General features: G+C 42.6%; 18 protein-coding genes. 8 read left to right on the forward strand and 10 right to left on the reverse strand.

Translation table 11 applies throughout. From position 1 onward, the window contains the following. Positions 1-41 precede the first annotated feature (41 nt). Positions 42-1,049 carry a zinc-dependent alcohol dehydrogenase family protein gene (locus V7L29_RS02260; protein ID WP_334692301.1) on the reverse strand — a complete coding sequence of 336 codons (1,008 nt, stop codon included), beginning with the start codon at positions 1,047-1,049 and terminating at the stop codon, positions 42-44. Positions 1,050-1,370: 321 nt separating this feature from the next. Between V7L29_RS02260 and V7L29_RS02265 the strand changes: the two genes are divergently transcribed. Continuing rightward, complete coding sequence (locus V7L29_RS02265; protein ID WP_334734388.1) at positions 1,371-2,441, forward strand: alpha/beta hydrolase; 1,071 nt, start codon at positions 1,371-1,373, stop codon at positions 2,439-2,441. Between the two features lie 969 nt (positions 2,442-3,410). Here the strand turns inward: V7L29_RS02265 and V7L29_RS02270 are convergent. Both V7L29_RS02270 and V7L29_RS02275 read right to left on the reverse strand, forming a co-directional pair. Then, positions 3,411-4,088 (reverse strand): response regulator transcription factor, encoded by a 678-nt coding sequence (locus V7L29_RS02270; RefSeq protein ID WP_334734389.1) that lies wholly within the window; start codon positions 4,086-4,088, stop codon positions 3,411-3,413. A 193-nt stretch (positions 4,089-4,281) separates the two neighbouring features. After that, on the reverse strand, positions 4,282-4,569 hold the full coding sequence (locus tag V7L29_RS02275) for a Mo-dependent nitrogenase C-terminal domain-containing protein (protein ID WP_334692298.1): 288 nt from the start codon (positions 4,567-4,569) through the stop codon (positions 4,282-4,284). A 475-nt stretch (positions 4,570-5,044) separates the two neighbouring features. Between V7L29_RS02275 and V7L29_RS02280 the strand changes: the two genes are divergently transcribed. Continuing rightward, on the forward strand, positions 5,045-5,662 hold the full coding sequence (locus V7L29_RS02280; protein WP_334734390.1) for a class I SAM-dependent methyltransferase: 618 nt from the start codon (positions 5,045-5,047) through the stop codon (positions 5,660-5,662). Between the two features lie 114 nt (positions 5,663-5,776). Here V7L29_RS02280 and V7L29_RS02285 read toward each other — a convergent pair whose 3' ends face one another. Then, a complete protein-coding gene (locus V7L29_RS02285) occupies positions 5,777-6,274 on the reverse strand; it encodes a GNAT family N-acetyltransferase (RefSeq protein WP_334734391.1) in 498 nt (165 codons plus the stop codon). 424 nt (positions 6,275-6,698) lie between these two features. Between V7L29_RS02285 and V7L29_RS02290 the strand changes: the two genes are divergently transcribed. Next, positions 6,699-6,893 (forward strand): hypothetical protein, encoded by a 195-nt coding sequence (locus V7L29_RS02290; protein WP_334734392.1) that lies wholly within the window; start codon positions 6,699-6,701, stop codon positions 6,891-6,893. A gap of 460 nt (positions 6,894-7,353) precedes the next feature. Beyond that, the gene (locus tag V7L29_RS02295; protein WP_334692294.1) at positions 7,354-8,046 is read left to right on the forward strand and encodes a PD-(D/E)XK nuclease family protein; all 693 of its coding nucleotides are present in this window, start codon (positions 7,354-7,356) and stop codon (positions 8,044-8,046) included. A 79-nt stretch (positions 8,047-8,125) separates the two neighbouring features. Here the strand turns inward: V7L29_RS02295 and V7L29_RS02300 are convergent, their stop codons facing one another. From V7L29_RS02300 to V7L29_RS02315, 4 genes are read right to left on the reverse strand one after another with little or no spacing between them, the layout of a single operon-like run. Beyond that, positions 8,126-8,578, reverse strand: coding sequence for a type II toxin-antitoxin system VapC family toxin (locus V7L29_RS02300; RefSeq protein ID WP_334734393.1), 453 nt, complete (start codon positions 8,576-8,578; stop codon positions 8,126-8,128). Further along, positions 8,559-8,801, reverse strand: coding sequence for a hypothetical protein (locus V7L29_RS02305; RefSeq protein ID WP_334734394.1), 243 nt, complete (start codon positions 8,799-8,801; stop codon positions 8,559-8,561). Before V7L29_RS02305 ends, V7L29_RS02300 begins: the two co-directional genes overlap by 20 nt. Positions 8,802-8,816: 15 nt before the next feature. Next, positions 8,817-10,031, reverse strand: coding sequence for a DUF790 family protein (locus tag V7L29_RS02310; protein WP_334734395.1), 1,215 nt, complete (start codon positions 10,029-10,031; stop codon positions 8,817-8,819). Beyond that, the gene (locus tag V7L29_RS02315) at positions 9,961-11,583 is read right to left on the reverse strand and encodes a DEAD/DEAH box helicase (RefSeq protein ID WP_334734396.1); all 1,623 of its coding nucleotides are present in this window, start codon (positions 11,581-11,583) and stop codon (positions 9,961-9,963) included. The genes V7L29_RS02310 and V7L29_RS02315 overlap by 71 nt, the downstream gene beginning before the upstream one ends. Before the next feature lie 143 nt (positions 11,584-11,726). Between V7L29_RS02315 and V7L29_RS02320 the strand changes: the two genes are divergently transcribed. Next, positions 11,727-13,019: an adenylate/guanylate cyclase domain-containing protein gene (locus V7L29_RS02320; RefSeq protein WP_334734397.1), complete on the forward strand. Its 1,293-nt coding sequence runs from the start codon at positions 11,727-11,729 to the stop codon at positions 13,017-13,019. 141 nt (positions 13,020-13,160) lie between these two features. Here V7L29_RS02320 and V7L29_RS02325 read toward each other — a convergent pair whose 3' ends face one another. Then, positions 13,161-14,564 carry an aromatic ring-hydroxylating dioxygenase subunit alpha gene (locus tag V7L29_RS02325; RefSeq protein ID WP_334734398.1) on the reverse strand — a complete coding sequence of 468 codons (1,404 nt, stop codon included), beginning with the start codon at positions 14,562-14,564 and terminating at the stop codon, positions 13,161-13,163. A 512-nt stretch (positions 14,565-15,076) separates the two neighbouring features. On the opposite strand from V7L29_RS02325, the gene V7L29_RS02330 reads away from it, so the two are divergent. The 3 genes from V7L29_RS02330 (at position 15,077) to V7L29_RS02340 (ending at position 19,637) form a co-directional block, all read left to right on the forward strand. After that, positions 15,077-16,921: a tetratricopeptide repeat protein gene (locus V7L29_RS02330; protein ID WP_334734399.1), complete on the forward strand. Its 1,845-nt coding sequence runs from the start codon at positions 15,077-15,079 to the stop codon at positions 16,919-16,921. Positions 16,922-17,614: 693 nt separating this feature from the next. Continuing rightward, positions 17,615-18,394 (forward strand): class II aldolase/adducin family protein, encoded by a 780-nt coding sequence (locus V7L29_RS02335; RefSeq protein WP_334734400.1) that lies wholly within the window; start codon positions 17,615-17,617, stop codon positions 18,392-18,394. 136 nt (positions 18,395-18,530) lie between these two features. Continuing rightward, on the forward strand, positions 18,531-19,637 hold the full coding sequence (locus V7L29_RS02340; protein ID WP_334734401.1) for an LLM class flavin-dependent oxidoreductase: 1,107 nt from the start codon (positions 18,531-18,533) through the stop codon (positions 19,635-19,637). Positions 19,638-19,652: 15 nt separating this feature from the next. On the opposite strand, the gene V7L29_RS02345 is transcribed toward V7L29_RS02340, so the two are convergent. After that, positions 19,653-20,924, reverse strand: a complete 1,272-nt coding sequence (locus tag V7L29_RS02345) for an MFS transporter (protein WP_334734402.1) — start codon at positions 20,922-20,924, stop codon at positions 19,653-19,655. Between the last annotated feature and the right edge of the window lie 196 nt (positions 20,925-21,120).

Below are 21,120 nucleotides of genomic sequence, written 5' to 3' on the forward strand. Positions count from 1 at the left end.
GGTATATTTAAACAAGCTTCTGTAGTATGCAAATTGTTCGATCATTCGTCGCTAATCAGCAGAACAATTTTACCCGCCACAGACCCGCTTTCAATCAGTTGGTGCGCCTTAGCCGCTTCTCTCAAAGGAAACTTGTGACTAACATGGATTTTTAACTTATCTTGATCGATCCAGGTGGCACATTGTTCGAGAATTTCTGCATGGTGCTGGAGGCTCTCTTCTAATCCTAGCAATGCTGGTGTCAGCATTAATTCTAAGCCAATGCGGAGATTACGCAGTCTAGCAGTTTTCCAAACAGTCTTGGCATCTGGTTCGAGAATCGTCACAATATCACCATATACTCGCACTGCGGGAAATGTTTTGTGAAAGGTTTCACCGCCTACGGTATCAAAAGCTAAGTCTACGCCTTCGCCGCCAGTCCAATCTAATACCGCTTGCACAAAGTCTGTTTGTTTGTAAAAAATTACATTATCTGCACCGAGTTGTTTAACGAAATTAGCCTTTTCTTGAGAACTGACTGTGGTGGCAACAGTAGCACCTTTCAGTTTCGCCAATTGAATTGCTACATGACCGACACCACCAGCACCTGCATGAATCAAAACCCGTTCCCCAGGTTCCAATCGTCCCCGTTCGTATAAAGCTTCCCAGACGGTGATTAACACCAAAGGCGCTGCTGCTGCTTCTGCAAAGGAGATAGACGCAGGTTTACGTGCCACAAACCGCTGATCCACAACAGTATATTCAGTATAATTTCCTTGGTGTGCGCCCAAACCGCCATAGCAAAAATATACCTCGTCGCCTGAGCGAAAACGCTGAACACTAGCACCTACCGCCTCGACTATACCAGCACCATCACATCCTAAAATTGTCGGCAGGCGATCGGGGTAGAAAGTGCCTCGGCTACGAAGTTTAGTGTCAATGGGGTTAATACCAGCCGCCACCAAACGTATTAAAAGTTCAGTATTACCTACAGGAACAGCAGGGTTTGGTACTTCTTGTACTTGCAGAACTTCCGGACTGCCAACTGCTGTCATCAAAACTGCTTTCACAATTCTTTCCTCCTGGCTTTAGATGCATGTTCATTTGCAACTTTAGCGCAAGAGGGTGGATACAGAGCTATGTTTGAGGGAAAACTGCGACGCCGAATAGCCCGCCCTTAGACATCGCGCTAACGCTCTAATAAACTGAGTATCCACAACAATTTTGTATGACTTTTTCTGCCTAAATATTACCAAACTCTTGAAATATTGTTTTGAAACTCCTAACTATTTCAGACTTTTTTGTATTGTAATTATCTTGTCAAAGACTTAATTTAATTGAGAAATTAACAAATTAATTTTCAGAGCAACGGTCAACGAGGAACAACTGAAATGAAAACTATTATCTGCCTTAACTTCCATGACAATAACTGGTACTCTAAGATTGCCGTTACAGCGATCGCTTTAGTCACACCCCTGATTCAATCAGTAGTTGCTGTCTCACCTGTGAACGCGACAACTCCCACACCCGCCTCTGCCTCGCACACGATTTGCGAGCAAGTAAAGCAGACCGTTTCACTTCAAAAGGGGCAACCAGCTACCTATAAAGTAGTTGGCGAACTCTGCTACAAACCTAATCACAAAAACGTGGTTCAGCTGCTTCTTTCCGGTGCAACATATTCACACCTTTACTGGAACTTTCCTTTGCACCCGGAGCAATATTCTTATGTTCGAGCGTTGACAAACGCAGGCTACGCAACATTCAATATAGAGCGTATTGGAATTGGTGAGAGCGACCACTCATCGGCAGACAAAGTTACCCTACAAGCAAATGCCTATGTGGCTCACCAAATTGTCCAAGCACTTCGTGATGGTCGATTGGGGAAATTTTCTCAGGTGATTCTTGTCGGTCATTCACTCGGCTCAGGGATTGCAGTGCTAGAAGCAGCTCAATATGGAGATGTGAATGGGATCGTGCTTACAGGTTTTCTTCATAACAAGGGTCCAGGCTTTGGTGATGTCGGTGCATCTGTTTATCCGGCACAGCAGGATCTTCACTTCGCCGATCAAAATCTTCCAGGCGTTTATCTAACTACCTTTCCTGGTAAGCGATCTATCTTTTACTCGACACCTAATACCGATCCCGAAGTTATCGCACTGGACGAGTTAACGAAAGAGACAATAACACTACCTGAGGCTCAAGAATTCCCACTGCTTGTCGCAGACTCTAATAACGCGCGGAACATTCGTGTGCCAGTCCTCATCGTTATGGGTCAGTTTGATAAAATTTTTTGTCAAGCTCAGTGCCCGGAGGCACAAGCTGAGCCGACTTACTATCAATCCAGCCCCAAAGTTGAGGTTAAGGTACTGAAAAATGTAGGCCACGATCTTAACTTGCACCGCAATGCCACAGCTTTATTCACGACCGTTATCGATTGGTCAAAGCGTTTCTTCGGGTATTGATATAACGTCAGTAAATCGAAAAGGTTTCCAGAACCGCTACCAAACGTTCATTTGAGAAAAAGAAACACAATCTGCCGAAATCCTCTCATAATCTACTTTTCAAGGAACGGGCTTTGTCGTTGGGTTAAAGTGCAGTGCAAGCGTAGGCACAGCCCGTCGCAGACATCGTGATCATTAGCCCAAAAACGTCGGTTGAAACCCTAATTATTTCCTCAACTTACAAAAGTTTTCAATCTATTGACCTGTAAAAACCAGTTTCAGTAGGATAATTTTGTGCTTTTAGATTTGTAAAAGTCTTAAAAAATGAGAGGGTTGAAAGAGGCTTGTTAGACCATATTCAAAGCTTTTGTAAACAAGCTTTTTAGGGTAAATAAGGTTATATTAGCCTTATAGAGTTGTAAGCTGCTCAATAAGCTTATTTTTTGTAAATGACACGAATTTGTCATTGGCACTCTCAAAATACAAATTTGATTTTAAACGACAACAACTTGTCATCATAACAACGATTTATCGCCAATGAAGAATCATGTGTCACTATACATGAAAAAAGAAAAAGCCGTGAAACAAGTGTTTCATGGCTTCAGTGTGGTGTGAGGAGCTTAACTAAATATCATCATAAAGTAACTGCCTAACAACAACGCACTCGTAACAATTTTGGTAACAGACTTTTTTGGCGATAACACTCTCAAGCGTAAAGTGTGATGAGATTATAGCTTGCTAACCCAAACGATATTGATTTCATCCTCACTCAAGAAGGCAGGGATGAAGCCAGCTTGCCTAAAATTAATCCTGGGGAGATGAGGCAGACAAAAAGAGAAGTCTGTAGACGCTTCTGCGGCTTCCCGCAGGGTGCGCCTGCTTCCGGCGATTAGAATTTCGGAGGAACAAGGGAGAAGAACTAATGCCCCATGATGCCAGTTGCTTCAACGGAGGGAACCTCCGCAACGCACTGGCTCCCCAATCCCCAATTCAATCACGTAATGTGTAGCCGACACCACTCACAGTTTGAATGAGGCACTTTTCGTTATTGGCTTCAAGTTTCAGACGCAGGTAACGAATGTAAGCTTCGATGATGTTGGCATCGCCCATGAAATGGTAACCCCAGACTTCTTCTAAAATACGATCGCATGTAATTATCTGTCGCGGATGGGCCAGTAAATATTCTAGTAAATCAAATTCCTTAGCAGTTAACTCAATTAACCGCTGATCTCGGTACACTTGGCGCGTGCGACGATTTAAACTCAGGTCTTCAAATTCTAAAACATCTGCTTTGTCTGCTTGCTGGTTTGTTCGCAGGTGGGTGCGGACTCTGGCTAATAATTCATCAACGCTGAAGGGTTTAACGAGGTAATCATCAGCACCAGCATCTAAGCCTGCAATGCGATCGCTCACCTCATCTTTGACGGTTAATAAGATTATCGGCACTTGATCAACAATACTTCGCAGGCGGCGGCAAATTTCTAACCCCGATAAACCAGGTAACATCGAGTCTAAAATTACTAAATTTAAATGTTGTAACTTACGCGCTGCGGTGAGTGCAGTTAATCCATCGTAGGCAACACTGACTTGATAACCTTCATAATTCAATTCCAATTCGATAAATCGTGCCAGTTTGACTTCATCTTCAACCAGTAAGATGTGCGTCATGATCATGTTAATGATTTCAGCAGGGTACGGTAAGCAATAATACGGTCTGGAAACACTGTCTTCGAGATGCCAGCTACTTAATAGCCAAACATCTAATTAGGTGTACGTTAGCTTAGTATAAACCTGAGTAAGTAACAACCGTAAGTCTGCAAATACTGATGGCTGCTTGATCAAACAACGATCCAACTGGCTATTAGCAATAGGCTGTGACATCTTCACCGCATTCATCGGCAAGATAACAGAGCGCTCTAAAACGCAAACCAACCACTTCCTCGTATAGGGGATTTAATTTACACATCGGAGGAATGTGAAATAGCTTCCGACCAAATAGCATGATGTCTCGCTCAAAGGGACACTGAGCAGGAACAGCTTTGCACAGGAAATGAGCCAATTTAGAGTTATGAATTTCTATCGTTTCCAACCACTCGCGGACTGGGTGCAGTAGATAATTGTGTAACCGGACTTGAATAAAGCTTGTCATAATTATTCACCTTGAGAATTTTAAACTAGATTGAGTTTGTTGTATTTGAACCTCTATAAATACATACGGTTAGGTTCTATAGTTTTATGCAGTGATTGCTTGTTCTTTGGTTCTCTACAGAGATACAGCAGATTGCAACTTCTCTACTTTGGGCTACGCCAAGGTGAGGTACAGATAATCGTAGGGAACATGGCTGTGCCCCTACCCGTGTACTTCATTTACCTGAAATACGCTGTAGAATAAGTCTCTAGGCTAGCGCCTGCGTAGGATGCCCAAAGGGCTGTAGGGAGAAGCAACTGGCGTTGTATTACGCCGTAGGCTAACGCACCGACTATCTTAACTAACCCTGCAAAAGCCCGGTATTACAACCAATTTAGAATCGTTATAGTTAACTTGTATTGTTAACCAACTTTTTGGAGGCGCAGCTAAACTTACCCTAAAAAAATATCAAGCTTCAGGGAAGCTGCGAAAACTAATGACTTATGACTTTTTTAGTAACAAAAAGCTACTTTTTGACCTATGGGCATCAAGTTACGACTGGCTCTTTCCTTCAGTGTTTTATCGAGCCGTTCACAAACGATTGCTGGAGTACGTCGATTTACCAGAGCCAGCAAATGCACTTGATATCGGCTGCGGTACTGGACGCTTACTTGAGCGCCTTGCTACTCAGTTTCCTGACCTGCAAGCCACTGGATTGGATTTATCTGCTAATATGTTGCGGGTAGCAAGACAGAGCAACCGCCACCGTCCACGTTTAATTTATATCGAGGGGAAAGCTGAGTCTCTTCCCTTTGCTGATGGTCAATTTGATGCTGTTTTCAGCACTATCAGCTTTTTGCACTATTTGGAACCTAAACAGGTGGTTAATGAGATAGCACGGGTACTTTCTCCAGGTGGACGTTTTTACTTAGTTGACATTACTTCTAAAAAAGAGACAGAACCTCAATTATTGCCAGTCTCTCCCCGTGGAATTAGACTCTACAGCCCTAATCAACGTCAACTTCTTGGCTCCTCTGCTGGGTTATTGTGTTTGAATCACCATTATTTACTAGGGGCTGTCTTACTAACGATTTTTGCTAAACCTCCGATTTGAAAATAGGGAATGGGGGAGAGTAAAGAGTTGGAAACAGCTTGGGTCAAGCCTTGTTTTGTGTAACTTAATTACAAATTACGTAGCTTGCTTCTCGCCGGAGGCAAGTATTACGAATTACGAATTAGTACGACCTCGATATTCCATAAACACCACAGGAATTCTGAGCAGCCTTTTAGCTAATTGGGAGAATCTATATTTCCCCTTGAGCGCAGATAAACCTCTTGTCCTGGGAAATTGTGGCAAGTCTTCAAAAGATATTGGCACAAAGTCAAAGCGACTGTAAAACTGGGCCAGTCGCTGACCTAAACATTCAAGATAAAGTGGTTGTGTTGCGGTATTAATCAAATGCTGCGTTAGCAAAGTACCCAAACCGCGACCTCTCCAAGCTGATACAATAACCAAACTACCAAGTTCTTGTGCCCCTGAAAAACTACGTAGCTGTCCGCAAGCTACGAGACTCTCATCGCATTCAATTACCCAAAATTGCTGCCAATTTAATTGGGTTGGGTCGAGTTTTGCTGAGAATACCAGCAATCGAATCGACCATTTATCCGCAGAGGTTGCCTTGCGAAGGACACATCCAGACGGTAACGATAGATTGCTCTGGTTCATTAATGACACTTTGATAGTTTGTAAGCTGTTCCACAAAAACCAAAGTATATATTTGGCGCTTGTGTCGCCCACCCCACAAGAAATGTACAATTTCAGATTATGCAAACTAGATGTGGTTTAGTTTATCACAATCATCACACCATATTATTCACTAAGCTTATTTGTCCTTTACTGTCAACTATCAAAAAAGTAATTTCAAAAGCCTCTTGGACATCAAACTCGTTCCAAGTTATTCTTTAACGACAGTAAGCGTTCTAAAGCTAACAAATTCTACATTTCTGGATTTTTGTCAGCAGACATGAGTAGTACTAAACAATACTTCCGATAGAGGTGGGAATCAGCCATAACTAGATTCTAGATAGATGTATTCAAACCCCGAATTTTCTTAAGATAATGCCAAGAATAAATGATTAGGAATGTAATCATGGCTGAAGAACCAAAATCTAATAATCAAGAAACTACGCCTACTGCTTCTGGTGGTTACCAAACCACCACTGACGAAAGTACCCGCAAAACTGGTGAGGCTGAAAAGAGTGATGCTAAACCCACTGCTACACCAGAATCACCAGAAAACGATTCTGTAGCAGGTAGCCCCAATCAGGGAACTGAGTCACGTTAATTGGTTTGAGCTTTCCTAAGTTTAAATAATCTAATTGGGTTTTTCTTAGTAACTCGCATTTAGTAAACTTTGAGTGGATAGTTGTGGTTTATATCACGATTATCCACTCATTTTTGTTATGTGAGAATCGTTTTTAAGAAGGGTGGGGACTGAGAACTTGAATTTTACTACTTTGAGGTGAAGCAATGCCTGTCTTGAAAAGTTCAGAGACGCTCGCGGACTCGCTACCGCTGCGCTAACGGCGGAAGCCGTCGCTCCGACTTTTCGGTGAGTTAGGCTACGCCTGTGCAAAAAATTGCTGGAACCACAGGAGATAGAGGCGGATGATTTGAAAGAATAATCGGTAAAAGTGACATTTTCCACTGTAACAAACCCTTACCTTCAGCCCCATTCCTTACAATGGAATAGGGTTTTATTCACTTTCCTTCTTGAGGGAATCTCAAACTCAACACACCAACTGATGCAATTTGATACCCAACTGCTACCACGTATTAATGCCACATCCAAAAGAGAAAATGGTAAACAATATTATGTAGATGCCAAGGGAAATCGTTTTCCCAGCGTGACTACAATACTTAATGCCACTAAATCACAAGCAGACCGAGACAGATTATTAAACTGGAAGGCGCGTGTTGGTACAGAAGAAGCTACCCACATTACTACATCTGCTAGTCGTCGGGGAACCCAAACACACAAACAAATTGAGCGCTACCTCCTTGGTCAAAACCCTGTTTGTCCCGAAGCAAGTCGCCCTTATTGGGAGAGTATCAAGCCAGTTTTAGAACAAATCGACACAGTTAGACTGGTGGAAGGCTCTGTTTTTCATCATGATTTAGGTTATTCTGGCAAAGTTGATTGTATTGCCAGCTATCAAGGTATTCCCTGTATTTGCGAGTGGAAAACAGCAGACAAACCCAAAGGCTCAATTGAGCATTTATATGAACATCCACTGCAACTTACGGCGTACATAGGAGCAGCTAACGAGTATTATCGAGATTATGGCATTCAGCTAAAGCACGCTCTGTTGGTAGTAGCGATTCCAGAAATGCCAGCTGAAGTATTTTGGTTTGAATCAGCAGTCATCAAAGATTACTGGGAGCAGTGGGAAAAAAAAGTCGTCCAGTTTTGGGAACGTAGAAGTGTTTGGGGTTAATCAGTAGGATTGGACAATTACCAAAAGACTGTATTTCATAAGGTGAAGTAAATTTTCACGAGTAGTAATAACAAGCAATCTAACCTTGTAATGGTAAGACAGTAATTAACCTAGAAAATCTTGCAAAATCGCCTATGTTGTGAGTGAGTAATTGAGGAATGCCATAAACTAGCATCGTGGCAACAATATTTGCATCATGAACTTGCTTACCACCAATAGCAATTTGCTCCATTAGAGATAAAAGTCTTTCTGTCACTTGGGCGGTTTCGTCAGCTACTCGAAATTGAGCTTGAAAAAATCGGGTACGCTCAATTATGATCGCAACAGGTCGGGGATTCATCAATGCTTGTGAACGACTGAGAGTCATTAAGAATTCCCGTAACACCTGGCGACTAATCCATAATTTAATTCCTGCGTCATAAAGATTTTCAATAGCCTGTAGTGCTGCTTGGTGAAAAGGAGATTCGGACACATTTGCATACACTAAAATGTTTGTGTCCAGAAATACAGAGTTAGCGACCCCAATCACCATACATATCCTCACGTCTTAAAGAAAGATTCTCAGGCCAATAACCATAATTATCTACAGGAAAGTTTAGGGGAGGACGTTTTTCTTTGCTCTCTGCTTTCTCTACCAAAGGCTTTTCATCAATTACTATTACCACCTGATGCTCACCCTCTGGAATATCCAATGGTAATTGCGCTATAATCTTACCATCTTTAGTAACTGTGGCAATTGTTTCTATAGTTTTCATCTGATTTTTCCTTAATTAATCCATCACAGCTAACACAGCTTTTGGCAACAACTTATCTTTAAACCAAACAATTCTCGCGGGAACATCATTTAATTTTACTCCCGCCTTTTCTAAATTAAGTCGCTCGGAAATTGCCAAAATTAAGTCATCACGTCCAGCCCGTCGCACCTGAGAAAACTTCTTTTGTAAATATTCTGGTCGCCAATAACCAACAATTTCTAATAAGAAGGTGCGTCCATCAGGATGCACCAAGCGAAAATCGGGAATCATCACGCTACCGGGAATTGGTATCAAATCAACTTCTCGCTCTAATGCCCAACTACTTTTCAAAGCATCCCACTTATCAGCAAAGGATGCTTCTAGCATACTATCGTAGGGCTTTCCTGGTGGATAGTGGGATACCAAACCAGATTCAGAATTGAGGGTGAAACGTCCAGTTTTCCAAGTATTTGTATAAGCGTCACGAGTTTGGAGAATGGAAGAAAGACTCCATTTAGTAACGTGAAGTAAAGCGGGAATAAGTTTAGCGATCGCTAATCCATATCGCGTACTAGGATTAAACAAACTCGTCGGCCCGTCAATGGTAATTGTAAACCCGTGGTCAGCATCGCCTTCAATATAAGCCATCAATTGAAACAACTTCAGATAGCGAAACAACAGCTTATATTCTCCCGGAACATTTCGGTGAGCATTTAATACAAGTTGACTGGCTTTATAAAATACACCCTGCACCTGAGATAAGTTATATCGATTTAACAAATCTGGCGCTGTTGGGGCATCAAAAACAGTCAAAATTTTATTTTCAGATAAATCAGCATATAGTCCATTGCGAACCTGTTCTAGTAAAACTTCCCGTTCAAGTTCTTGAGTTAACTCATCAGCAACTTTGCTTAAAGTAACTTGTGTTGACTCCCGACTAGAAACAAACTTTGCAGCTAGTGAAAACACCCGTTCTCTTAACATTTGTGGTTCCAAAGGACTAATCACCTCAAAAGTGCAAAAACTGCTTTTGAGAATATAAGCTAATCCCCGCTTCACACGATAATCTGTAGAATCTCCTTCAAAATCAGTCAGTTGTCGCTCAAGCACACCCTGAGTCTTCCCCACCGCTGATTGAAAATAATTAATTAACTCAATCGCCAACTCCGAAGTTTTCTGATCAATCTTCAGTCTCTTCGGAATAATCTCCTCCCCATTTTGGCGATGCATCAGTAACTCTGTCGGTAACATCTGAATTTTTGATTTTAGATTTTGAACTTCCAGTTGAATAATTAATTTCTAACTGTTCCGCCGCCTTCAAACTTCTTTCCTTCCCACTCCCATACACAACACGTAAATTCCCTTTATTTTCTTTCTTCCCTTCGTGTCCTTCTCTTCGAGACACTTCGTGAACGCGCCTTTGCGGTTCGTTATTCCTCTCCCCTCTTCGCCTAGCCGAAGTCCCCTCCTCACTCGTATCCTCCGCCACCACCTCATATAAAATCGCCTGCTTATTCTCAATATTCCCCTTGCGTAAAACCCTACCCAAGCGCTGAGTATACTCCCTAGCCGAACCCGTTCCCGATAAAATAATCGCCACAGAAGCCGCCGGCACATCAACCCCCTCATTCAACACATGAGAAGCAACCAAAGTATTATATTTACCCTCTCGAAACTTTGTTAATATCTCATGCCGTTCCTTCACAGGAGTTTGATGAGTAATTGCCGGAATTAGCAACTCTTGAGAAATGCGGTAAACAGTCGCATTATCCGCAGTAAAAATCAAAATTCGTGATGGATAATGTTCTGCCAATAAATCAATCAGAATTCGCAACTTCCCATCAGTACCCAAAGCGATATCTTTCGCTTCCCGGTGCGCTAACATCGCCCTACGTCCAGATTGCGATCTAGCACTCATTTGCACGAACATTTGCCAACCTTGTAAATTCCCCAAAGAAATCTTTGATTGCTTCAAAAAGTCATTGCGAGTTTGAATTAGTTGATTGTATCTTTCCCGCTCAAGTTGCGATAACTTAACCTTAATTTGAACAATTTCATGTTCTGCTAACGCCTTCCCCGCTAAATCTTCAGCGCGTTTGCGATATACTTCTTGGCCAATGAGGATATTTAAGTCAGCATGTTTACCATCGGTGCGTTCCGGTGTAGCGGAGAGTCCCAGGCGATAAGGTGCGATCGCATATTCAGCAATCACCCGATTAAAATCTGTCGGTAAATGATGACATTCGTCAAAAACAATCAAAGCATATTGATTTCCCAACGTTTCAGCGTGAATTGCTGCACTATCATAAGTTGCAACTAGGATAGCTGTTCTATCCCGCGAACCACCTCCCAGCAATCCCACCTCAGCATCGGGGAAAGCCGCTACTAAGTGTGCATACCACTGATGCATTAAATCCAAAGTTGGCACCACAATCAGCGTCGTGCGCGGTGTTGACTGCATCGCCATTTGCGCTAAATAAGTCTTTCCCGCCGCCGTGGGAAGCACAACAACCCCTTGTCTACCCGCCAGTTTCCAAGCCGCTAGCGCCTCAGTCTGGTGGGGATAGGGTTCCATTTCCAGACTGGGAACCAAATCTACAGGATAAAATTCCTTTGCCTCATCGATAAAATTAACATCTTCGGCTTGTAGTGCTTCCACTAGCGATCGGTATCTAATTGCTGGAATGCGGAATTTTTCAACTCTATCATCCCATGTGGCGTAGTCCATCCAACCTTTGCCGCGTGGTGGTGGATGCAAAATTAATGTGCCACGATCAAAATTTAATCTAGGGGTACGAGCCATTTTAGGGATTGGGTACTGGGTACTGGGGATTGGGTATTGGGGATCAGATATTGAAAATTAGGTATTAGGAAAACTAGTCCCCAAGTTCCTAGCCTCCACTCCCTACTCCCCAGTCCTTTGATTACTAATAACTCAAAAAGTGCATGATTCATCCAAATAATTCAGACAAAACCCAACTAGATGCGCTCATTAGTCACGGAATGTCCCATCGGCAAATCAACAATAACCTTGCCGAATCCTACAAAGAGCAGCGACAGAGCTTTTTCTTGAAACGGCTGCAATTGCAGGCGCAGATTATTCTGGTAGCTGGCTTGACTTTGAGCGCTTTTTTTCTTTGGGCAAATTCGCAATTAGAAGGCAAGATATACGCCTTTAAAATCGGTCTTCTAGTAGAAATATTCACCCTCATTGGTTGGAGTTTATGTAAAACTTCTATAGGTCGTCATTACCCAAACTTAATTTTTTTGAGTTTATGCTGGTCTGTAACTTGTGCTGTTCAAATTAATATAGCTTTGCTATTTAATAATCTAGAACCTAAAAGCAATATCTGGAATCTGATGTTTCTGACTCAGGCTACAATCGTTCCAGTGCAATGGTGGATACATTTAATAGCACAGATTGGGACAATTGTTTGCTATTTAATTTTATATATCTTAGATAATCCCATATTAAAAAATCCATCAGTTTTTTATATCGAGCAGGGTTTATATTTATTTTGGACTTGCATAATTTGTGTCTTTTCTGTCTATTTATACGAACGCTTGCGAAAAAAAGAATTTTATGCCCGTAAGGCAATGGAACTAGCGCAGCAAAAATCAGAAATGCTGCTACTAAATATTTTCCCAGAGATGATTGCAGAACAATTAAAACAACAGCCGACAACTATTGCCGATAGCTTTCTGGAAGTTACGGTGCTATTTGCCGATATTGTTGGCTTTACAGAGCTTTCAACTCGTACATCTCCTGCGGAATTAGTCGAGTTATTAAATACAATATTCTGTTTGTTCGACCAATTGGCAGAACGTCATGGGGTAGAGAAAATCAAGACCATTGGTGATGCATATATGGCTGTTGCTGGCTTACCAAATCAGTCTAATGACCATGCTCCAGCAATAGCTAACATGGCTTTGGATATGCAAAATGTTATAACTACGTTTAACCAAGAAAATAACCAATCCTTTCGCATCCGTATTGGCATTAGTACAGGGCCAGTAGTAGCAGGGGTGATTGGGCTGAAAAAGTTTGCCTACGACCTTTGGGGAGATACAGTCAATACAGCTAGTAGAATGGAATCACATGGAATAGCAGGTAGTATTCAGGTTTGTGAAACAAGTTATCAGCTTTTAAAGGATAAATACATATTGGAGAAACGAGGTTTAATTCAAGTTAAAGGGAAAGGTGAAATGATGACTTATATCCTCAAGAAAATTAATTGAAAATTTAAAAAATTTATTCTAGAATTCGCTTATTTAAAATTCAGTAAATTGAATAAAACTTTGGCGATCGCGTAACTTAAACTTTTACTTATGCCTGTAATTAAAATCAGCTTAGTCATATTTTTTTGCTATTATTATATTTCAGTTTTTTTCCGGTCGGTTTCGTGGAGGTACGGTTCGTCCATCATAAAACTGAATAACCAACTTACTAAGTCCGATCCATGCTAGTGCAAAGATTAAGGGAACTACAGTTTCAATCACAACTACTACAACTGATGTTGTTTTCAAAAATAGAAAAAGCATTGGAGTCCAAGCCAAAGTAAGTACTGTTGCAACTCCACTCCCAAATCTCAATCGCTCAATAATCGAAAGCGCCGAGCTACAACTGGCACATTTTTCTGTATGAGAATGATACCTCTCCAACAGCACGGACTTTCCCAATGGGGGAGAAAAAGTCTCTTTGCCAAACGGTTCAGCGTTATATTGATTTACCCACTGACGCAACTCAAATACAAAACTATCTGCTTTGGTTGGAAGGTAAAAGGCTTTAGTAAAGTTAGGGCTACCTCCTTTAGCTTCAAGATACCTTTCCTGATAGTGAAGAAAAATTTGATCGTCTTCTAAAACACCATTTTGTCCAATGTGGTAATACCAACGCGGTCTGAGCTTAATAAACCAACCTGGAAGTTTATCAGAAAACTTGAAAGGAAAACGTGCAAATATACGACATTCTCCTTTACGTATGGGTGTAGCATAAACAACGGTTAGAATTCTGCCGCGCTGGGAGTTGATGTCATGCCACATTAAACAAGGAGCGACAAAGGTTGTAGATAACTCTCTTGATTGCCCTGGTTTCAAACCTTGTTTCCAAATCCCTTTGAATCCATGTTTCCCAGATTCAATGACTTCAAGTTCCAAAGGTGCTGCATTTGCCCTATTTCCTACCGTTTTATGGTGTGTAAAGGATATGTGGCTAGGATCAAGTATATTTTCTAGCAGTGTTAATGCATCATAAGGCACGTCTCTAAATGTATTAATTACAACCCATCCTTCGGGTGATTCTTCTAATGGTTCAATTATTGGAACTTCGGTTTTGGCAGCATTTTCATATTCACCAACGTATACAAACAGCAGCCCTTGCTTTTCAATAGTTGGTAATGATGCCACACAAGCTCGTAAAGATATCTCTGCTGTTCCACCTTTGACTTGCTGAGGAATCCTTTGACAATTTCCATCGCCAGAAAAAGCCCAACCGTGATAGGGACATTCCAAAAGCCCATCGTCACTAATCCTGCCTTCAGACAACGGTGCTAAACGATGAGGACACTGGTCTTCAAAGCTTCTCCAAGATTGGGCAAGTTTATCCCACCAAATTACAATATCTCTTCCCAGCACTGTAAAAGGCGTTGGTTTTGATTTGTCTAAGTCCTCCAGATAATGGATGGGATACCATGTTTCTTTACAATCAAAACTATTCGGATCGCTGCCGCCCCCAGGCTGTTTTGAGTGAAAACTATCTTTGACATTAACTTCTTTCTCAAGCATTTTTGATGTTTATTAATTTTTATTGCTCACCTGAGATTTATTTTAGCTAGTATGAACATTGGCTGTGTAGCGGGTTCATTTGCGTGAGATCTTCTTTACTCAGTCGGTTCATTCGCCCTTGGCTTAAATTTCACTGCGGATTTTTTTTACATTACCATATGATGGTTTTCCCTACTTTTACCGACGCTGCGAACTCTCGTTTGTGGAAGAGTGAAAAACTACTTAAAAACTTCAGTATCTCGAAAAATTAGCTGGAAAAATAAGGGTTTCAGCCAATGTTTTTGAGGCTGGATCTCGTGAGTAGTCGCGCTCACAGGAAAGTCCATCCAGAACCGAGGTAAATGAGCAAGAAATCATCAGCTGATTTCGGTGGATTGCGTTTCTTAGTTAAAATGAAGGACTGATAAAACTTCTGGAAAATTTTTGAACTACTGAAATTCCCGATTTTTCCCACTCTTCCAGCTCTGTCAAGACTAGAATTAGAATTGACGTGACGTTCTCTAATAGCCAAAGTGTCAGAATCTCTGCCATTGCGCGATCGCTATCTTGCCTTAATCGATGAAATTGTCGAAACCACCCTCAAGGGCAAAATTAGCTCTGTTGAGATGGTGTATCAAATGCTGCTTAAAGGGATAACTTCCGGCACAGGGGAAGTCTTTGAGTTGGCTTTGAGCGATCGCCTGAATGCTCTCCAAAGCCAAGTAGATAGTGAAAAAGACGAATTCAAGAAAGCCAAGGCGACTAGGAGTTTGAGAGCCATTAAGACTATTCAAAGTCAATGGCAACGCTCTTCAGAGCAAAACAAAGCCACAGAAGCGCTCGCCTCCGCAGTTACAGAAATTACCACATCTGCGGCAGACGAGCGTCTGGCGGCATTTTTACGGGTTACTGACCCGAATCAGAAGTATCCGCTAAATTTGCAACAGCTACAACAATTGTCAAAAGCATTACAGCAATTTGCCCAGGCAGATGCTGATTTAGAACAATTTTCTGAAGGTATTACCCGTGGTTTAGCTTCTTGGCAGCGATTGCAAGATAACTTGCTCAGTTGGATGTACGAGCAAAAAGAATCCTTGGGATTTGGCGGCGTACCCGGAGAACGTGGCCCTTGGGCAAGTTGGGCGAAACAACTCAATAGTGAGTTACCCCAAGCACTGCTTCGCACCTTGGCTATGGAAGAATCGGTAATTGAGTTTGCCCAGCGACAACGAGGAATCACCCTTAGAGATTGGGTGGAAATGGCATTGATTTTACAGTACTTGCAACGGGGACTAATTAACTGGTTTGACCAACAAGCTTACGATGTTAAAGCCGGGCCAAAATTGTCCATTTCCACTTTCTTGACCTTTGCAGTGATTTGGAGTCAGTTAGCGAGTGGTTTTGGCAGCATTGGGACAGTGTACGGCGATGCCTGTTCTCAAATTATGCTTCAGATTTTACGAACCTTTGCCCAGCGTCCGTATTTTCCCTTTTACGGCGGGATTTTTGCCTCTTTTACTGGCACTTATTTGCGAGATGCACTCGATTATTTGGATGAACCGCTACGACAAGGTGAGGGAACCCAGGAAAAGGCGCGAATTTTGACTCTTTTAGGCTATTCTCAGCGTGCTTTGGGACAATACCAACGCTCCATTGATTTTCATCAGCAGGCGCTAGAGATAGCCAGGAATGCAGGCGATCGCCCTTGTGAAATTGCCAATCTCAACCACCTCAGCCGCACCTACGTGCAACAGCAAAATTATGCTGAGGCAATTAACTACAGTCAACGGGCATTAATATTAAGTCGGCAAGCAGGCGATAGGACAGGAGAAGCAAACGCACTGGTAAATTTAGGTTACAGCGAAGTCATGCAAGCTCAGGAATTGGAAAACCTAGAACCAGAAACTTATGAAGCCGCAATTAATTATTTGGAACAAGGTTTAAAATTATCAGAAAAATTAGGTGATATTCAAAGTAAAGCCTTATGTGTCAGCAGCTTAGGAATTGCCTATCTGGTGATTGGACAACACCAAACGGCAATTAAATATCTTGAAGATGGCTTTAAAACAGCGCAAGTTTCCGGTGATTTGTATCTCCAAGGGCGGAACTTAGCTTATTTAGCAGAAGCTTATTATCATCTGCAAAATTCCGAAAAAACTGTTTACACAGGTTGCTTGGGAATGTATCTTTTGGAGCAAATTGCTTCTATTGAGTGGCGTCAACCGGCAGGGTTATTGACAATTTTACAAGGACAAATCGGGGCAGAAGCTTTCCAAAAGTTCTTACAGCAACATCGCCCTAAAATCATTGCAGTTATTGGTGTAGATGGATATGATCACATTCCGCAATTGTTAGAAGAATATAAGGGAGATATGTAAACAAGTAATTTTTTTAAACCGCAGAGGTACAGAGGAGGGCAGTTAGTTGCATCGGCGGGTTTCTCGACTTGAGCAAACTGCCCATAGCGCTGAGAAAAAACAAGAGATTTTACGAGTCATCTTGAAAGGGTTAGTCCTAAGTAATAACCGAAAAAACCGTACGTAGTTTACCGCCGTAGGCATCGCAAATTTTAGTGATCGCTTCACAGCTTAACGAATCGCAACAGTCTCCAGACAACAGACATAACACTCTCCTCAAGTATATTTTCCAGCATAACTCCATATTGAGCTTGCTTATTTAAATGAACTGTGGTAAATTCATTGTAGTTTAAACAACTGTAAACAGATTGACTTACCGTAGTTTTTTGATAGTATCACTACTCTAGTTAAAAAATTTGTTGTCACTAGGTAGTTTAAAATCTGATATCAGGTAATTAGTAACGTATTTACGGTTATCAGCTAAAAGTTATTTGTAGCATTGTCCACTGGACATGATTGAACAATACGTATTTGCAGCGATAAAAACTGCGTAGTTTACCGCCGTAGGCATCGCCTACCGAGCCATAACCATAAATCATTTGTTGTCTTGCTAGTTTAATGGTGAAATGATGTGTATCGACAAACCTTGACCCTCTCACCAGCAGTGAGGCAGCACTGTGCGTCTACCCAATCCATACGTAGGAGTTGAAAATCATGGTGCAAACTTCTCTCGTCCGTCCTAGCAATCCCTTCCAACCACCGACGTTCATCTCTATTGAATCAGAGCGTCGCCATCGCCAAGAACGCTTGGCAGCAGCCTTTCGGGTATTTGCACGTTTGGGTTTTGCTCAAGGATTGGCAGGACACATCACTGCCCGTGATCCCGAACTTACCGATCACTTTTGGGTCAATCCCTTTGGGATACATTTCAGTCGCATTCGCGTATCAGACCTGATACTGGTGAATAGTGAAGGTCAGGTAGTCCAAGGTGAAGGCAAAGTTAGTCAAGCAGCGTTTGCCATTCACTCTCAAATCCACGAAGCCCGCCCCGATGTCATAGCAGCGGCTCATGCCCATTCCTTCTACGGCAAAACTTGGTCATCTTTGGGTCGGTTGCTCGACCCGATTACTCAAGATTCCTGTGCTTTTTACCAAGATCATGCTCTATTTGATGATTTTACAGGCATAGTCTTGGAAACAAGTGAAGGAAAACGCATTGCTCAGGCACTAGGCAGGAGCAAAGCTGCGATTTTACGCAACCACGGAATATTGACCGTGGGACACAGTGTGGATGAAGCCGCTTGGTGGTACATCAGGTTAGAAGATACTGCTAAGGCGCAATTGCTAGCAGAAGCCGTAGGAAAACCCATCTTGATTGAGCACGACATCGCCTTAAAGATCCAACAACGCGGTGGTACTCACCAAGCAGGCTGGGGTGGATTCCAATATTTGTGGGATGAAATTTCCCACAACCAACCAGACTTGTTTGATTGATTAGGGATTAGGCATTGGGCATGGAGAAGAGACAAAGGAGACAAGAAAGAAAGGGGAGACGAGGGAGAGATTTTCAATAATTCCTCCTTGTCTCCCCTGCTCCCTCTGCTCCCCAACATTTTCAGGAGAATTTATTATGCCAATTGAATTTATTGGATTGATTCGGACAAAACCAACTTCGGAATTAAATAGTGCATCAGGCAGTCTGGGCGATGACATCATTGATCCAGCTTATGTTCGTGAATTTGCCAAAGCCCATGAAGAAGGAGGCTTTGACAAAGTATTGATTGGCTATAGTTCTAGTAGCCCTGATGGTTTCACTGTTGCTAGTTTCGCGGCTTCAGCAACAGAGCGATTGGGCTTTTTAATTGCTCATCGTCCGGGTTTTGTAGCACCAACTCTGGCAGCTCGCAAGGCAGCTACCCTTGACCATTTTACCAACGGTCGGATAGCAATACATATCATTACCGGTGGCAGCGATGCTGACCAGCAAAAAGATGGCGACTGGCTGGATCATGACAGCCGCTACCGTCGCACCGATGAATATTTAGAAATTGTTCGTCGCGTCTGGACAAACGGCATTCCCTTTGATTACGAAGGTGAATTTTACCGCGTCAAGGATGCTTTCTCTGCGATCAAGCCGCTGCAAAAGCCCCACATCCCACTTTACTTTGGTGGTGCATCTGGGCCAGCCGTACAAGTAGGAGCCAAACACAGTAATGTCTACGCTTTGTGGGGTGAGCCAATTGCCGCAGTTAAAGAACGAATCGCAGAGGTACGTGCTGCCTTACCACTCGGTCGTTCCATTCGTTTCAGCGTCTCTGTGCGACCTATTCTTGGCGCTACAGAACAACAGGCTTGGGAGAAAGCACATAGCATTTTAGCGCGAATTCAAGAGTTGCGAGGAGGAGCTAAATTACCTTCCCCAGCTAGACCCCAGGCGGTAGGGTCACAACGTCTGCTGGATTTTGCAGCCAAAAATGAGATTTATGATAAGCGTCTATGGACACCGATCGCAGCAGCTACTGGTGCAGCAGGTAATACTACAGCTCTAGTGGGTACACCAGAACAAGTAGCAGAGGCTTTGGTTGATTATTATGATGCAGGTGTAACTACCTTGTTGATCCGGGGCTTTGATCCCTTAGAGGATGCGATCACTTATGGGCGTGATGTCATTCCTTTAGTACGTGCAGAAGTCGCACGGCGAGAAAAGCAAACAGTTGGAGTCAGGTCTGTTTTTTGAGCTTTATCGACTTGTTTAGCGATTAATCCAACGACTCACTGCTGGCAGTTGTGCAGAGAACCATAGCGCACCTAAAATACTCAGACTGCCACAGACAATCAAGGCATTAGTCGCACCAAAATTATGTGCCAAAGTTCCAGCTAACAGATTCCCAAAGGGTATCATACCCACCATTGCTAGTGCATAAAAACTCATGACCCGTCCGCGCTTATCCTCGGCAACTAGGGTTTGGATAATCATATTACTACTGGTAATCAGGAGGATGGAAAAGCAGCCTGTAAACACCAGTATGATTATGGATAATCCAACTTGACGCGATAGTGAGAAGGAAATCAGACTCATCCCGATCAAGACTTGAGCGACTACAATCAAACGCTCTAAGCCCGCAATCCCTCGCCTAACACTCAGATACAAACAAGCAAACAACGAGCCAATCGGCGCTGAGGTGCTGAGGTGAGCCATCGTAGTTGCATCCCCATTTAAAATCTTAGCCGCGAAGACGGGCATGAGCGCGACATGAGACATCCCGACTAAACCTTGTAACGCCAGTATTAATAAAATTGCTCTAATCGGCTGGAATTTGGAGACATATTCAAAGCCCTCTCGCAATTTCTGCAAAGTATCGCTAAGGCTCGTAAGAGTTTGCATGGATCTGACTTTCAGCCGCATTGCTAGCAGGGTAAAGATGGCAGGGATATAGCTGAGGGTATCGTAGAGAAAACAATATTTCACCCCTAGCGTCGCAATCAAAATCCCGCCCATAGCGGGCCCCAATACCAGTGAGGAACTTAACATCACTGAATTCAAGGCGATCGCATTACTCCAATCGGCGCGATCGTCTACGGTTTCGGTGACGATTGTATGACGCACGGGCATATCTAATCCCTTGAGCAAACCATTGAGAACACTCAGTACCAATAGGATGGGAAACGTCATCGAATTCCTAAAGGTAAGAATCGTTAATGCCAGGGAAACGCTAATTCCCAATATCTGCACTAGCATTAACAAGTCACGACGACTCCAGCGATCGGACAATACGCCCGAAAAGGGAATCAGTAATAACGTTGGTAAAAATTGCACAAAGCCCGCAACTCCCAACAACCAAGCCGATTTAGTCAAATCGTATACCAGCCAAGGAATAGTTAACTGCTGGGTCATAAATGTCCCAGACATTGATAGTAACTGTCCCCCAAAAAACAGCCGAAAGTTACGCCAGCGAAAGGCGGGTAAATACTGGTAAATGATATTACTTACGCGATCGCCTAGTTGTCTATTCCAAATTTTCATCAGGAGAGTTCTATTATGTTCTACGAAATATTAGGCTAACCAATATTTAGATTAGCTAATAATTATAGGATAATCGCGTAGTTTACCGCCGTAGGCATCGCGTCCGCTTTTGTAGCAAGCTTGCTGATTCAAAGGTTAAGCCTTTAGCGGAGGCCCAGACACAAATTGAGACCAAGTAACACCTATTCCTTGAGGA

Source organism: Nostoc sp. (genome assembly GCF_036916575.1).
In the GTDB taxonomy this organism is placed as follows: Bacteria; Cyanobacteriota; Cyanobacteriia; order Cyanobacteriales; family Nostocaceae; genus Nostoc.

Bases quoted from the DNA above. Each gene is read 5' to 3' on its own strand.
- V7L29_RS02290 (WP_334734392.1), top strand. From the start codon at position 6,699: ATGGCTGAAGAACCAAAATCTAATAATCAAGAAACTACGCCTACTGCT.
- V7L29_RS02265 (WP_334734388.1), top strand. From the start codon at position 1,371: ATGAAAACTATTATCTGCCTTAACTTCCATGACAATAACTGGTACTCT.
- V7L29_RS02335 (WP_334734400.1), top strand. From the start codon at position 17,615: ATGGTGCAAACTTCTCTCGTCCGTCCTAGCAATCCCTTCCAACCACCG.
- V7L29_RS02270 (WP_334734389.1), bottom strand. From the start codon at position 4,088: ATGACGCACATCTTACTGGTTGAAGATGAAGTCAAACTGGCACGATTT.
- V7L29_RS02280 (WP_334734390.1), top strand. From the start codon at position 5,045: ATGACTTATGACTTTTTTAGTAACAAAAAGCTACTTTTTGACCTATGG.
- V7L29_RS02320 (WP_334734397.1), top strand. From the start codon at position 11,727: ATGATTCATCCAAATAATTCAGACAAAACCCAACTAGATGCGCTCATT.
- V7L29_RS02295 (WP_334692294.1), top strand. From the start codon at position 7,354: ATGCAATTTGATACCCAACTGCTACCACGTATTAATGCCACATCCAAA.
- V7L29_RS02340 (WP_334734401.1), top strand. From the start codon at position 18,531: ATGCCAATTGAATTTATTGGATTGATTCGGACAAAACCAACTTCGGAA.
- V7L29_RS02315 (WP_334734396.1), bottom strand. From the start codon at position 11,583: ATGGCTCGTACCCCTAGATTAAATTTTGATCGTGGCACATTAATTTTG.
- V7L29_RS02310 (WP_334734395.1), bottom strand. From the start codon at position 10,031: ATGTTACCGACAGAGTTACTGATGCATCGCCAAAATGGGGAGGAGATT.
- V7L29_RS02285 (WP_334734391.1), bottom strand. From the start codon at position 6,274: ATGAACCAGAGCAATCTATCGTTACCGTCTGGATGTGTCCTTCGCAAG.
- V7L29_RS02300 (WP_334734393.1), bottom strand. From the start codon at position 8,578: ATGGTGATTGGGGTCGCTAACTCTGTATTTCTGGACACAAACATTTTA.
- V7L29_RS02275 (WP_334692298.1), bottom strand. From the start codon at position 4,569: ATGACAAGCTTTATTCAAGTCCGGTTACACAATTATCTACTGCACCCA.
- V7L29_RS02305 (WP_334734394.1), bottom strand. From the start codon at position 8,801: ATGAAAACTATAGAAACAATTGCCACAGTTACTAAAGATGGTAAGATT.
- V7L29_RS02325 (WP_334734398.1), bottom strand. From the start codon at position 14,564: ATGCTTGAGAAAGAAGTTAATGTCAAAGATAGTTTTCACTCAAAACAG.
- V7L29_RS02345 (WP_334734402.1), bottom strand. From the start codon at position 20,924: ATGAAAATTTGGAATAGACAACTAGGCGATCGCGTAAGTAATATCATT.